The following is a 12,366-nucleotide window of genomic DNA, read 5'->3' on the forward strand; positions in this document are numbered from 1 at the left end:
AGGCGGCTTCGTTGTCACATGGCTGACACCGCGAAGATGTGCATGGCCCCCTGGTCGGTCGACGCCGGCAGGGTGACGCTGCGGACCTGCTTGCCGGCGGTGAGGCCGGCGGGTGTGGTGGCGAACAGGTAGGTCTGCAGGCTGGAGCCGTCGGCGGCGTTCCAGTGCCCCAGGGTGGCGGCCACGGTGTCACCGGACTGGGGCGTGCCGACCGCCCAGTCGGTCATGGTGATCGACACCGACGAGGTGCTGCCGTCGGTGTAGGTGACGGTCGCGGCGCCGGTGGCCGGGCCGTTGCTGGCCGAGCCGAGGAACGAGATCCGCGAGGCCGACCGGCCGCCGAGATCGATCACCTGCCCGTTGACCAGCCAGTTGTCCGGCTTGCCGGCCGCCGCCGACGGCCAGGTGAAGCTCATCCCGTTGGCGCTGACGGTGCCGCCGGGGTTGATGCCGGCGGCGGCCAGGGCCTGGGTGGAGTAGCTGTGCCCGGACGAGTCGAGGTTGGCGGTGGTGGCGCTGCCGTCGTTGGACGCGCCGATGTTGTTGAAGCCGTTCTGCCCGTCGGAGAACGACGGCGGCGCGTCACCGGAGCCGGTTCCCCAGGAGGTGGGCGAGCCGGTCATGGTGAAGTCGACGGTGCCGCCGCCCGCCACGAACGACTCCGGCAGCCAGGTGCGGGACTGCCCGACCCCGTTGACCGCCAACGCGGACACGTACTGGTTGCTGTCCGAAGTGGACGGTGCATTGACCGTCAGCGTCCGGCCGTTGTCGCGGGTGATCACCGTCTGGGTGAAGATCGGGCTGGCCAGCGCCAGCTCGGCCCGGCCGGTGATCGACGGATACATGCCCAGCGCGCCCCAGACGTAGCTGGCCGACAGCTCGCCGAGGTCGTCGTTGCCCTGCAAGCCGTTGGGGGCGTTGGTGAACAGGCCGGACAGCACCCGCCGGACCAGGGCCTGGGTCTTGCTGGGCGCGCCGACGAAGTCATACAGGTAGGGCGTGCCGATCGTCGGCTCGTTGGTCAGCCAGGCGTACGCGCCGTTGACCACGCCGGCATTGAGCTGGCCGAAGAAGGTGTCGAGCCGGCTGGAGACGGCCGCGTTGCCGCCCATCTTGGCCACCAGCGCGGCGATGTTCTGCGGCACCATCCAGCTGTACTGGGTGCCGGTGCCCTCCACGAACTGGTCGTTGTTGTCGGAGTTGAGGTTGTAGTCGGTGGCGAACAGGCCGTTCTGGTAGCGGGGCGTGATCGACTTGGTGGCCGGGCTGAACAGGTTCTGCCAGTTCTGGGCCCGCTGCATGAAGGCGGTGTAGTTCGCGGTGTCGCCGAGGCGGCCGGCCAGCTGGGCGATGCCGAAGTCGTCGATGGCGTACTCCAGCGTGGTGGCCGCCGGCCCCCACACGTTGCCGGTGCCGCGCGGGATGTAGCCGGTGCCGGCGTACTCGTAGAGGCCGCCGCGGATGGTCTTGGTCGCCGGCAGGGATTGGGTGCCGACCATGCTGGACAGCGCGCCGGCGGCGTCGAAGCTGGTGCCGCCGAAGGAGTAGATGCTGGAGACCACCGACTCCAGCGAGTCGCCGTTCATGATGTTGACCGGCACGTTGGCGTACGGCCAGTTGTACCAGCTGCCGGCCTGCGAGGCGTCGTTGACCAGGGACTGGGCCATGTCGGAGCCGACGCTGGGGAACAGCAGGGTGATCAGCTGGACCTCGGAGCGGTAGACGTCCCAGCCGGAGAAGTTGGCGTACTGGTGGTGGCCCGCGGCGACGGTGTGGGACTTGCCGTCCATGCCGAGGTATTCGCCGTTGCTGTCGTCGAAGAGGTTGGGGTGCAGCAGCGCGTGGTAGAGGGCGGTGTAGAAGACGCTCTGCTGGGTCGCCGATCCGCCCGTGGTGCGGACCGCGCCGAGCTTGGCCGCCCACACGCTCGAAGCGTTGGCCGCCACGGTGTCGAAGCTCGCCGACGGGTTCTCGGCGGCCACATTGGCCGTGGCGTTGGCGGTGCGCACGTAGGACAGCCCAACCCGGACGGTGACGGTGGAACCGGCCGGAAAGGTCAGGTAGGTGCCGGTGTTCGTGCCCGAGGCGGACGTGCCGCGGGCGGACACCGTGCCGCCGTTCCAGGTGCCGTAGTTGCTGACGGCTTGGTCGAAGCGGGCCGAGAAGTACACGGTGTAGCTGCCGCCGCCGCAGGTGCCGGTGGTGCGGGCCGATCCGGTGACGGTGTTGCCGCTGATCGACACCGACGAGGCGCTGTCGCCGTTGGCCGAGCCGCCGGCGTTGATCAGCACGGTCGACGGCTGGCCGGCTGGGAAGGTGAAGCGGGCCATGCCGGTGCGGGCGGTGGCGGTCAGCTCCACCTTGGCCCCGTTGGCCAGGGTCACGCCGTAGCGGCCGGGGCTGGCCGATTCGGTGCTGTGGCTGAAGCCGGAGCGGTAGGCGGCGGCGTTGGTCGCCGGGGAGGACGGCAGTGCGCCGTTGCTGTTCAGACTGCCGGTGTAGGGCATGAACGGCAGGTCGTGGAAGCCGAACGAGCCCTCGCAGCCGGTGCCGTCCAGGTGGGTGAGGCTGAAGCCGCGGATCTGGTTGGCCGGGTACTCGTAGCCGCCCCAGTTGTCCGCGCCCGAGGCCGTGTTGTAGGTGTCGGGGCTGAACTGGACCATGCCGAACGGCGTGGTCGCGCCGGGGAAGGTGTTGCCGTAGCCCTTGCCGAACGGCGGGTAGCTGGCGTTGGGGTTGTTCTGGGTGCCGACGAACGGGTTGACCGAGCCGACCGGGTCGGCGCTCGCCGCCGCCGGCACGGCCACCAGCACCGACAGAGCCGTCAGGACCGAAACGATGAGTGCAGGGGGTCTCATGCGTAACCGCCTTCGCTGACATCGATGTCACACGCGTTGGCGGGACGCTACGGGCAGCGGATTGGTCTATACAAGGGCCAGACGGTAGGTCTGTCCAATCAAGTCAGCGCCGAAGCTGTGGTGGGGCTGTTCGTCGACGAGGGTGAAGCCGCGGGTCAGGTAGAGGTGCCGGGCGGCGTCCAGGCAGTCGTTGGTCCACAGACGCACCCCGCGGAAGCCGTGGGAGCGGGCGTGCTCCAGACACGTGTCGACAAGCCGGCCGCCGACGCCGTGACCACGGCCGTCCGGGTGCACGAGCAGGATGCGCAGCACCGCCTCGCCGTCGTCGCCGGCCACGCACAGCACGCAGCCGACCCGGCGACCGTCCAGCTCGGCGATCCAGCCGGTGTCCCGGGTCGGGTCGATGTCGCCGACGATCCCCGCCACCAGCCGCTCGAAGCTGACGTCCCAGCCATACTCGGCGGCGTAGGCCTCGCCGTGGGCCTGCACCATCCAGCCCAGGTCGCCGGGTCGGTCGGCGGTTCTGATCAGCACACTCATGCACGCCTCCACTGAAACGACTGTTTCAGTAGGATAGCGGCCATGACCGACCGTCGCGACGACCTTCTGCGCCAGGCCTACGCGTACGCGCTGGAACACGGCCTGGCCGACCTGTCGCTGCGCCCGCTGGCGGCGGCGATCGGCTCCAGCCCCCGGGTGCTGCTGTTCCTGTTCGGCAGCAAGGACGGCCTGGTCCGCGAGCTGCTGGCGCGGGCCCGAGCCGACGAGCTGGCGCTGCTGGACCAGGTGCGCGGCGGAGGCCTGGCCGAGGTCGCCGAGGCGGTGTGGGCGTGGCTGGCCGCGCCCGAGCACCGGGCACTGCTGACGCTGTGGCTGGAGGGCTACGGCCGTTCCCTGGTCGCTGCGGACGGCCCGTGGGCGGGGTTCGCCCGCGCCACCGTCGAGGACTGGCTGGCCGTGCTGGCCGACACCGGCGCGGACCGCACGGCGTGCACGCTCGTGCTCGCGGTGCTGCGGGGCGCGCTGCTGGACCTGCTGGCCACCGGCGACGTGGAGCGCACCACGGCGGCGATCCGTTCGATCATGACCGAATATGGCCAGACCTGAGCGTCCCGGTCGGAAATCCTGGACGCATGGAGAACAACAACGCGCTGCGTGCGCTGCCGACGCCGCTGGTGCTGCCCAATGCCTGGGACCCGGCGTCCGCGGCGGCGATCCAGGCCGCCGGCGCGAAGGCGATCGCCACCACCAGTGGCGGGGTGTCGTGGTCGCGGGGCGTGCCCGACGCCGGCGGCCTCGGGCGCACCGTCGCGCTGGAGGCGTTGCGCCGGATCGTGCGGGTGGTGACCGTGCCGGTGACCGCCGACATCGAGGGCGGCTACGGCGACACCCCCGAGGAAGTGGCGTGGACGGTCGCCGAGGTGGCCTCGACCGGGGCGCTCGGCGTGAACATCGAGGACAGCGCCGACGGCGCGCTGCTGGACGTGCAGGCGCAGGTCGACCGGCTGGCGGCGGCTCGGGAGGCCGGCGACCTGGTGATCAACGCCCGCACCGACACCTTTCTGATGGGCTCGGGCGACGTGGCCGAGACGCTGGCGCGGGCCGAGCGGTACGCGGCGGCCGGCGCGGACTCGCTGTTCGTGCCGGGCGTGGTCGACCCGGCGGTGATCAAGGTGCTGGTGGACGGGCCGCTGCCGCTCAACGTGATGGCCCATCCCGGCGCGCCGACGATCGCCGAGCTGGCCGCGCTGGGCGTGGCGCGGATCAGCGTCGGCACCGGAATCGCCCAGGCCGCCTACGGGTTGGCGGCCGCGGCGGCCCGGGAGCTGCTGACCACCGGCACCTACGACACGATGGCCGAGGGCCTGTCCTACGGGGAGCTCAACCAGCTGTTGGCGTGAGCCTGCGGGCGACCGTGCTCGCCGCCGGCTCCGGCACGCCCACGGCGGCCAGCGTGGCGAGCAGGTCGTCGCGTGGCTCGGCCCAGTCCAGCCGGAGCTTGCCGGCCACCACTGCCCGGGCCAGCTCGCCGACGACGCCCAGCTCGTCGGCGAGCACTTCCGCGGCCGGAAAGGCGTGGGTCAGCCCGTGGTCCAAGCCGTCGACCGGCGTGCCGTGCCGGCGAACCAGGTTGCCGATGTCCTCGGCGACGGCGTTGACGGCGATCTCCAGCGGCGCCCACGCGCCCGGCGTCTCACGGTCGATGCCGGCCAGCCGGGCCGCCCGCTCCGCGACGTGGATCACGCCTTCCCAGTACGGCAGATGGGCCCGCAGCAGCAGGTGGTCCGACCCGCCGGGGCCGATCTCCAGCATCCCGGGATCGCCGTCCAGGGTGATCGTCCGCCGGTAGGTGTCGTCTACAATGGACTCCACGCCCGGCACCAGCCTGTTGTCGAGCTGACCCAACGTGGCCGTCCAGTCGTAGTCGGGACCGAACGGCATCCGCAGCAGCAGCCCGCCGTCGGCGACCAGCCGGTCGGCCTTGCGGCGCCGGACCCGCAGGTCGCTGGGCGGCGACCGGAACACCTCCCGCATCGCGCGGTTGAACTGGCGCAGACTGCCGAACCCGGACGCGAACGCCACCTCGGCGATCGTCAGATCGGTGTCGTCCAGCAGCCGGCGGGCGAAGTGAGCCCGCCTCGACCGCGCGAACCCGTCCGGCGTCACGCCGAGGTGTTCGAGGAACAGCCGCCTCAGGTGTCGGGCCGACACGCCCAGCCGTGCCCCGACCGCCTCCTCGTTGGCCTCGTCCAACAGGCCGTTGATGATCAGCTGCACCGCTCGGCAGACCAGCTCCGGCGCGTCCGCGCGCACCGGCCCGGCCACCCGGTAGGGCCGGCACTTCAGGCACGCGCGATACCCGGCGGCCTCGGCCGACGCCGCCAGCTCGAACGTGCGGACGTTCTCCGCGAGGGGCTTGGCGCCGCAGCCGGGCCGGCAGTAGATGCCGGTCGTGCGCACGGCCGAGTACGTGGTCACGGCCCAATGGTCGCAACCCGGTGATCGGATGGGTGGCCGAACCGGCAGACTCGACGGGTGACCGAGAGCCTGCTGCTGACCCAGCCCGTGAACGCACCCGGTGTGCTGCTGCTCGGCGGGGCCGAGGGCGGCCTGCACGAACGGGACGCCCGGGCGCTGCACGCGGAGGGCTACAACGTGTTGGCGCTGGCCTACTTCGGCCTGCCGACGCTCCCGCCGGGGCTGGTGGACATCCCGCTGGAGTACTTCTTCGCCGCGGTGGACAAGATCGCCTCGCTGTCCAGCGGCAAGATCGGTGTCGTCGGCGGGTCCCGGGGCGGGGAGGCTGCGCTGCTGGTCGGCGCGCACGACGACCGGGTCGGGGCGGTGGTCGGCGTGGCCGGCGGCGGGCTGCTGACCCAGGGCGTCGACTACCGCGCCGGCACGCTGCTGGACATCCTGGACACGCCGGCGGCGTCGTGGACGCTGCGCCGCAAGCCGCTGGACTACCTGCCCTACCAGGTGCGCGACGAGCTGCGGGAGCAGGTGGCCCAGGGGCAGCCGGTGCGGCTGCGGCTGGCGTTCCCGGACGTGCCGGTCGACGTGGCGCGGTTCCGGATCCCGGTGGAGCGCATTGACGGCCCGGTGCTGATGCTGTGCGGCAGCGACGACCAGAACTGGCCGACGGTGGAGTACTGCCAGGCCGCGGCCGACGGGGCCGACAATGTGGAGCTGCGCATCTACGAGGGCGCGGGGCACCCGCTCAACGGCCCGCCCGGGCAGCCGTTCACCGACACGCTCTCGCCGGGGCCGGGAGTGATGTTCGAGATGGGCGGCTCGCCGGAGGTCAACACCAAGGCCCGGGCCGCGGCGTGGGCCGCCACGCTGGAGTTCCTCCAAGAGAACCTGGGCGTCACCCGATAGGGTCCGGCGCTGTGCGTTCCCACGACTACGGCCGCGACGTGCTGGCCGGACCGAAGAAGCGCCGGGAAATCCCCGAGGTGGCCGCCGAGCCGGGTGTGGTGGTCGAGGACCCGGCGTCCGGGTTCTGCGGCGCTGTCGTCCGGTTCGAGTCCGGAAACGTGGTGCTGGAGGACCGGCACGGCCGCCACCGCCTGTTCCCGCTGACCCCGATCGGCTTCCTGCTCGACGGCCGGCCGGTCACGCTGGTCCGGCCCAAGGCCGAGGCCCCGAAGCGGCAGCTGTCGGCGTCGGGGTCGGTGAAGGTCGAGGGCCTGCGGGCCCGCACCGCCCGGGACAGCCGGATCTGGGTGGAGGGCCTGCACGACGCGACGCTGGTGGAGCGGGTGTGGGGGCACGACCTGCGGGTCGAGGGCGTGGTGGTGGAGCCGCTGGACGGCGTGGACGTGCTGGCCGGGCGGATCGAGGAGTTCGGCACCGGCCCCGGCCGTCGGCTGGGCGTGCTGGTGGACCACCTGGTCGAGGGCTCCAAGGAGTCGCGGCTGGTGTCGGCCATCCGCGACGAGCACGTGCTGGTGACCGGGCATCCCTACGTCGACATCTGGCAGGCGGTGAAGCCGGCCTCGGTGGGCATCCGGGCCTGGCCGGTGGTGCCGCGCGGCGTCCCGTGGAAGGAAGGCATCTGCGAAGCCCTCGGCTGGGGCGACCCGACCGACGGCTGGCGGCGGGTGCTGGCCGGCGTGAAGGGCTTCCGCGACCTGGAGACGCCGCTGCTCGGGGCGGTCGAGCGCTTGATCGACTTCGTCACGGAGCCGGCCTAGGTCACACGCGGGTCACGTGCGGCCCGGTCGCCCGATGGGGGCCGCCGGGTTCTGCCACGATGGAGGCATGGCCGCTCTGCTGTGGCTCCTGTTCGGCGTCGCGCTGGTGCTCGCCGAGGTCCTGTCCGGGGACTTCGTCCTCGTGATGCTGGGCGTCGGGGGACTGGCGGCGGCGCTGGCCGACGTGGTCGGCGGCAGCCTGCTCGTCGACGCCATCGTGTTCGCCGCGACCACCCTGGTCGGCTTGTTCGCGGTCCGGCCGGTCCTGCGCAGCCGGCTGATGGCGGGCGGCCTCGACCACCGGACCGGGATCGAGGCGCTCAAGGGCGTGCAGGCCGTGGTGGTCTCGACCGTCGACGAGCACGACGGCCGGGTGCGCATCAAGGGCGAGGTGTGGTCGGCTCGGGCGTTCGAGCCGACGCAGCGGTTGGAGCCGGGCCGCCAGGTGATCGTCATGGACATCTCGGGAGCGACGGCAATCGTGTGGGCGGAGAACTGATGGAGGCAGCGACAGTGACCACGCTTATCGTCGTGATCGTCATCATCCTGGTGGTGTTGACGATCGCGGTGAAGTCCGTGCTGATCATCCCGCAGGCGCAGGCTGCGGTGATCGAGCGGCTCGGCCGGTACCGGGCGACCGCGACGCCCGGCCCGAAGCTGCTGATGCCGTTCCTGGACCGGGTGCGGGCCCGCATCGACCTGCGCGAGCAGGTGGTGTCCTTCCCGCCGCAGCCGGTGATCACCGAGGACAACCTGACGGTCTCCATCGACACCGTCGTCTACTTCCAGGTGACCGACCCGCGGGCCGCGGTCTACGAGATCTCCAACTACATCGTCGGCGTGGAGCAGTTGACCACCACGACGCTGCGCAACGTGGTCGGCGGCATGAGCCTGGAGCAGACGCTGACCTCCCGCGACTCGATCAACAACCAGCTGCGCGGGGTGCTGGACGAGGCGACCGGCCGGTGGGGCATCCGGGTGGCCCGGGTGGAGCTCAAGGCCATCGACCCGCCGCCGTCCATCCAGGACTCGATGGAGAAGCAGATGCGCGCCGACCGGGAGAAGCGCGCGATGATCCTGACCGCCGAGGGCCAGCGGGAGTCGGCGATCAAGACGGCCGAGGGCCAGAAGCAGGGCCAGATCCTGGCGGCCGAGGGCGCCAAGCAGGCGGCGATCCTGGCCGCCGAGGCCGACCGGCAGTCCCGGATCCTGCGGGCCGAGGGCGAGCGGGCCGCCCGCTACCTGCAGGCCCAGGGCCAGGCCAAGGCGATCGAGAAGGTGTTCGCGGCGATCAAGGCGGGCCGCCCGACCCCGGAGGTGCTGGCCTACCAGTACCTGCAGACGCTGCCGCAGATGGCGCAGGGCGACGCCAACAAGGTGTGGATGATCCCCACCGACTACGGCAAGGCCCTGGAGGGTTTCGCCCGGATGCTGGGCGCGCCCGGCGAGGACGGCGTGTTCCGCTACGAGCCTCCGGCCCCGGACGCCGCGGCGCCGGCGCCGGAGGAGATGGACGAGACGGTGGCCAACTGGTTCGACCCGCCGGCCGAGACCGAGGCGACGCACGCGGTGCGGGCCGCGGAGCGGGCGGCGGCCGAGATCACCTCGGACGAGCCCGGCCCCCAGACCGGTTACACCGAGTTGTCGGACGGCCCGCGGGCCTGATCTCGTTATGGAGCCCCCGGACCGGTGCGGTCCGGGGGCTCCGCATTTCCAAGATTTCCCGGCCGGTTCGCCCGGCCGGCCGCCTGAAAAGCGTTTCCTGAGATTTACGGCACACTGACCGTGGGTGGACGACTACGTGTCGACGCGCTCCAGGACGAGCAGGTCCGCCGTTTGGATTACCGGAACGGCCGGCTCGCCTTCGGCCCGCTTCGCAGCCTCGGCCATCGCGGCCATGCCGGTGGTGATCTCCTCTTCCGACATATGCTGCAACGTCGAAAAGGAGCGATGTCGAAATCGCTCGAAATAGGCGGGCAGGCTGGCCGCGACCTGCTGGTCGACCTGGTCGAGGCCGACGTAGGCCAGGCCGGCCTCGCTGAACTGGGCGATGACCTCGTCCAACCGGGGGAACACCATGTCGTCCACTTCGCGGGCACGCGCGAAGTAGCGGTACCACACGTGGTCGTGCATCTGGCCGGAGAAGCCGCTGTGCACGCACAGCCGGGCCCCCGGCCGCAGCACCCGGGCCAACTCCTTCACGCCCAGCGCGCGGTGCTCCACGTGGTGCAGGACCAGGAACATGACCGCCAGGTCGCAGCTGTGATCGGCCAGCGGGATCGCCTCGGCGCGGCCGTCCAGATAACTCACGGCGGGATGCGGGTGGCGGGCCTCGGCGACCTCCCGCATCCGGGCCGAGGGTTCTACGCCGTACACCGGGCCGCCGAACGTGTCGGCGATGGCGTCGCTGAATCGGCCGGTGCCCGAGCCCAGGTCGAGCACGGTCAGCGGGCGCCGTTCGGGGGCGTTGCGCGCAAGCGCGGCCATCCACGTGGCGACGGTCTCGGCCGGCAGCGCGCGTCCTCGTTCGTAGACTGCGTGCAGCCCCTCGTCGTAATCCACGCGATTATGCATGGAACAACCCTAGAGTTGCTCATATGCGGCCGCACTGCTCCGGTCGAGTGATAAGGCGCAATTGGTTGCATGCGCTTCACCTTCGTGACCGAACGGCAACAATTGACAGTTCTTCGCGGCCCGAAAAACGCGTCACGATCGACCCACGCGTGCTATCGACGGGGTCCGGCCAATTCGATGGGTCACCGGACGTCCGCGGCCACGGTCGGTCACTCCCAGCGCCGTTTCGCGTCCGGGCGGTGATCGCACTGCTCCGAACGGTTCTTCCGCGTTCACCTGCCGTGTGATGTGGGGTTTGATTGTGCGGTGATCAGCGGCCAACCCGGTGGCCCCGGGGCGGAGGAGGGCGGGGACGCGGTTCGCACCCGCGTCGCCGTGGAGGCCGCGCTCACCGGCGGTGACGATCCCGGGCAGGCGCTCACCGAAGTCGTGGCCGCGCTGGAGGGGCTGGTCCGCGCGGCCAAGGTCACCGACGCCGTCGAGCTGGCCGAGTACGTGGTGGAGTCGCTGGCCTCGGCGCTGGCGCGACTGCCGGAGCGGGTCGTGGTGCTGCGGGGGCTGGCCGACCGGGCGCTGGCCGCGCACGCCACGGCGTGCCGGCTGCACCAGGGTGATCCGCTGCGGCTGGCCCGGTGGCTGCTGTCGTTGCAGGTGGAGCATCCCGAGGGGCCGCAGGTCCAGCTGACCGATTACGCCGGCGCGTTGGACACGGCCGGGCTGTCGGCGTATCGGGAGGCGGCCGAGGCGTTGTGCGCGACGCTGCCGGTGCTGGAGTTCGGGCAGCGGCCCGTGTTCGACCGGCGCCGGTGGGCGGTGCTGCGGGTGGCCGAAGACCTCGCCGAGCACCTGGGTGATGTGGACCTGCACGTGGCGGCGCTGGCCAAGGACCTGTCCTCGGGCTGGCATTACCTGCGGATCGCCACGCTGCTGCAGGAGGCCGGGCGGTCCGAGCAGGTGCTGGAGTGGGTGGGGCGGGGTCTGAGCGCCAGCGGCTGGCGGGGCGTCGCCTCGCGGCTGGTCGACGTGGCCGTGGACGAGTGCGTGCGGATGGGCTGGTTCGACCGCGCGGTGTCGATGCGGATGCGGATCTTCAGCAACCAGCCGGCGATGGACACCTACTTGCGACTACGCACCGTCGCCGAACATGCCGGCAGCTGGGCCGAGCAGCGCGACCTGGTGCTGCGGCGGCTGACCGAGGGAGCCGGCGACGTGACCGTGAACTCCGTGCTGGTGCGGGTGCTCATCCACGACGAGCAGCCCGAGGCGGCGTGGCAGACCGCCGTGGCGCACGGCTGCACCGAAGAGGTGTGGGCGGAGCTGGCGCGCGTGCGATCGGCGGATCATCCCGGCGACGCGATCGCGGTGTACCGGGGTCTGGTGGAGCAGGCCCTGGACGACGACACCCACGCGCACAATGAGGCGTTGGTGGTGGAGCTGCTGGCTCAGCTGCGCACCCTGTTCACGCGCACCGGCCGGCAGGACGCGTTCAACTCCTACCTGGACGGCGTGAAGGGCCGCCACGTCGCCGACCGCCAACTCCTGGACGAACTCACCAAACGCGGCCTCTAAGTTTGGGTGTCTCCAAGACCAGCAAACCCGCCCTTCCGGGGTCTCTAACCGACCCAAACCATGCCGGGTTTGGGTCGGTTAGAGACCCCGTGACCGGTGTTTGTAGGTCTTGGAGACACACGAACTAGTCGCGTTGGCGGGAGCGGAAGGCGGCTACGTGGACGCGGTTGGCGCAGCGGGCTGAGCAGAACCGCTTGGCGCGGTTGGTGGAGGTGTCCAGGAAGAACTTGCCGCAGTCCTCGGCGGCGCAGCGGCCCCAGCGCTCGAGTCCGTAGTGGACGATGCCCTGGGCGACGCCCCACGCCGCCGCGGCGGCGACCTCGGTGGCGGGTGACTGGCCGGGGTCGGCCACGTGCACGTGCCAGTTCTGCTTCTTGTCGTGCCCGGAGGACAGCTGCGGCCGCAGCGGATGCGCGGCCAGCAGGGCGTTGGCCTCCTTCTCTACGGCCCGGCGGTCGGCGGCGACGGCCGCGGCCAGCACGCGGCGCAGGCCGTCGGCGACCGGGCGTAGGGCGTGCAGGTCGCGCTCCCCGGTGCGCTCGGCCCACCACGGCTCCTCGTAGAGGGCTTCGCGCAGGCCGTCGACCTCGGTCAGGTCGGCGTTGGCCAGCCGCAGCGCGACGTCCAGGTAAGCGGCGTTGTCCATGAGCGGACCTTACCGTAGG

At 71.4% G+C, this 12,366-nt stretch carries 11 protein-coding genes and 1 pseudogene; 7 read left to right on the plus strand and 5 right to left on the minus strand.

The window, feature by feature from the left end:
- Window positions 1–14: 14 nt before the first annotated feature.
- Together JJ691_RS13115 and JJ691_RS13120 are read right to left on the minus strand one after the other, a co-directional pair.
- A pseudogene (locus JJ691_RS13115) lies at window positions 15–2,861 on the minus strand (GH92 family glycosyl hydrolase); the annotation flags it as partial.
- A 63-nt stretch (window positions 2,862–2,924) separates the two neighbouring features.
- Window positions 2,925–3,398: a GNAT family N-acetyltransferase gene (locus JJ691_RS13120; RefSeq protein WP_211769045.1), complete on the minus strand. Its 474-nt coding sequence runs from the start codon at window positions 3,396–3,398 to the stop codon at window positions 2,925–2,927.
- Window positions 3,399–3,440: 42 nt separating this feature from the next.
- On the opposite strand from JJ691_RS13120, the gene JJ691_RS13125 reads away from it, so the two are divergent.
- Both JJ691_RS13125 and JJ691_RS13130 read left to right on the plus strand, forming a co-directional pair.
- On the plus strand, window positions 3,441–3,965 hold the full coding sequence (locus tag JJ691_RS13125; protein WP_211769046.1) for a TetR/AcrR family transcriptional regulator: 525 nt from the start codon (window positions 3,441–3,443) through the stop codon (window positions 3,963–3,965).
- Between the two features lie 26 nt (window positions 3,966–3,991).
- Window positions 3,992–4,759, plus strand: a complete 768-nt coding sequence (locus JJ691_RS13130) for an isocitrate lyase/PEP mutase family protein (protein WP_211769047.1) — start codon at window positions 3,992–3,994, stop codon at window positions 4,757–4,759.
- On the opposite strand, the gene JJ691_RS13135 is transcribed toward JJ691_RS13130, so the two are convergent.
- Window positions 4,740–5,837 (minus strand): helix-turn-helix domain-containing protein, encoded by a 1,098-nt coding sequence (locus JJ691_RS13135; protein WP_211769048.1) that lies wholly within the window; start codon window positions 5,835–5,837, stop codon window positions 4,740–4,742. The two genes, JJ691_RS13130 and JJ691_RS13135, sit on opposite strands and share 20 nt — an antisense overlap.
- Before the next feature lie 57 nt (window positions 5,838–5,894).
- Between JJ691_RS13135 and JJ691_RS13140 the strand changes: the two genes are divergently transcribed.
- From JJ691_RS13140 to JJ691_RS13155, 4 genes are all read left to right on the plus strand, one after another.
- A complete protein-coding gene (locus JJ691_RS13140) occupies window positions 5,895–6,740 on the plus strand; it encodes an acyl-CoA thioester hydrolase/BAAT C-terminal domain-containing protein (RefSeq protein ID WP_211769049.1) in 846 nt (281 codons plus the stop codon).
- Window positions 6,741–6,751: 11 nt separating this feature from the next.
- Window positions 6,752–7,558, plus strand: a complete 807-nt coding sequence (locus JJ691_RS13145; RefSeq protein WP_211769050.1) for a DUF3097 domain-containing protein — start codon at window positions 6,752–6,754, stop codon at window positions 7,556–7,558.
- 67 nt (window positions 7,559–7,625) lie between these two features.
- Window positions 7,626–8,057 (plus strand): NfeD family protein, encoded by a 432-nt coding sequence (locus JJ691_RS13150; RefSeq protein WP_211769051.1) that lies wholly within the window; start codon window positions 7,626–7,628, stop codon window positions 8,055–8,057.
- Entirely contained in the window at window positions 8,057–9,223 is a 1,167-nt protein-coding gene (locus JJ691_RS13155) for an SPFH domain-containing protein (protein WP_211769052.1), read from the plus strand. The genes JJ691_RS13150 and JJ691_RS13155 overlap by 1 nt, the downstream gene beginning before the upstream one ends.
- Before the next feature lie 132 nt (window positions 9,224–9,355).
- Here the strand turns inward: JJ691_RS13155 and JJ691_RS13160 are convergent, their stop codons facing one another.
- Window positions 9,356–10,132 carry a class I SAM-dependent methyltransferase gene (locus tag JJ691_RS13160; protein ID WP_211769053.1) on the minus strand — a complete coding sequence of 259 codons (777 nt, stop codon included), beginning with the start codon at window positions 10,130–10,132 and terminating at the stop codon, window positions 9,356–9,358.
- Window positions 10,133–10,438: 306 nt separating this feature from the next.
- On the opposite strand from JJ691_RS13160, the gene JJ691_RS13165 reads away from it, so the two are divergent.
- Window positions 10,439–11,701 carry a hypothetical protein gene (locus tag JJ691_RS13165; protein ID WP_211769054.1) on the plus strand — a complete coding sequence of 421 codons (1,263 nt, stop codon included), beginning with the start codon at window positions 10,439–10,441 and terminating at the stop codon, window positions 11,699–11,701.
- 124 nt (window positions 11,702–11,825) lie between these two features.
- Here JJ691_RS13165 and JJ691_RS13170 read toward each other — a convergent pair whose 3' ends face one another.
- Window positions 11,826–12,347 carry a CGNR zinc finger domain-containing protein gene (locus tag JJ691_RS13170; protein WP_211769055.1) on the minus strand — a complete coding sequence of 174 codons (522 nt, stop codon included), beginning with the start codon at window positions 12,345–12,347 and terminating at the stop codon, window positions 11,826–11,828.
- Window positions 12,348–12,366 lie beyond the last annotated feature (19 nt).

It is taken from the genome of Kutzneria sp. CA-103260 (genome assembly GCF_018263855.1).
In the GTDB taxonomy this organism is placed as follows: domain Bacteria; phylum Actinomycetota; class Actinomycetes; order Mycobacteriales; family Pseudonocardiaceae; genus Kutzneria.

Coding starts and splice junctions, on each gene's coding strand:
- JJ691_RS13170 (WP_211769055.1), bottom strand. CDS start 12,347: ATGGACAACGCCGCTTACCTGGACGTCGCGCTGCGGCTGGCCAACGCC.
- JJ691_RS13155 (WP_211769052.1), top strand. CDS start 8,057: ATGGAGGCAGCGACAGTGACCACGCTTATCGTCGTGATCGTCATCATC.
- JJ691_RS13160 (WP_211769053.1), bottom strand. CDS start 10,132: ATGCATAATCGCGTGGATTACGACGAGGGGCTGCACGCAGTCTACGAA.
- JJ691_RS13120 (WP_211769045.1), bottom strand. CDS start 3,398: ATGAGTGTGCTGATCAGAACCGCCGACCGACCCGGCGACCTGGGCTGG.
- JJ691_RS13125 (WP_211769046.1), top strand. CDS start 3,441: ATGACCGACCGTCGCGACGACCTTCTGCGCCAGGCCTACGCGTACGCG.
- JJ691_RS13130 (WP_211769047.1), top strand. CDS start 3,992: ATGGAGAACAACAACGCGCTGCGTGCGCTGCCGACGCCGCTGGTGCTG.
- JJ691_RS13150 (WP_211769051.1), top strand. CDS start 7,626: ATGGCCGCTCTGCTGTGGCTCCTGTTCGGCGTCGCGCTGGTGCTCGCC.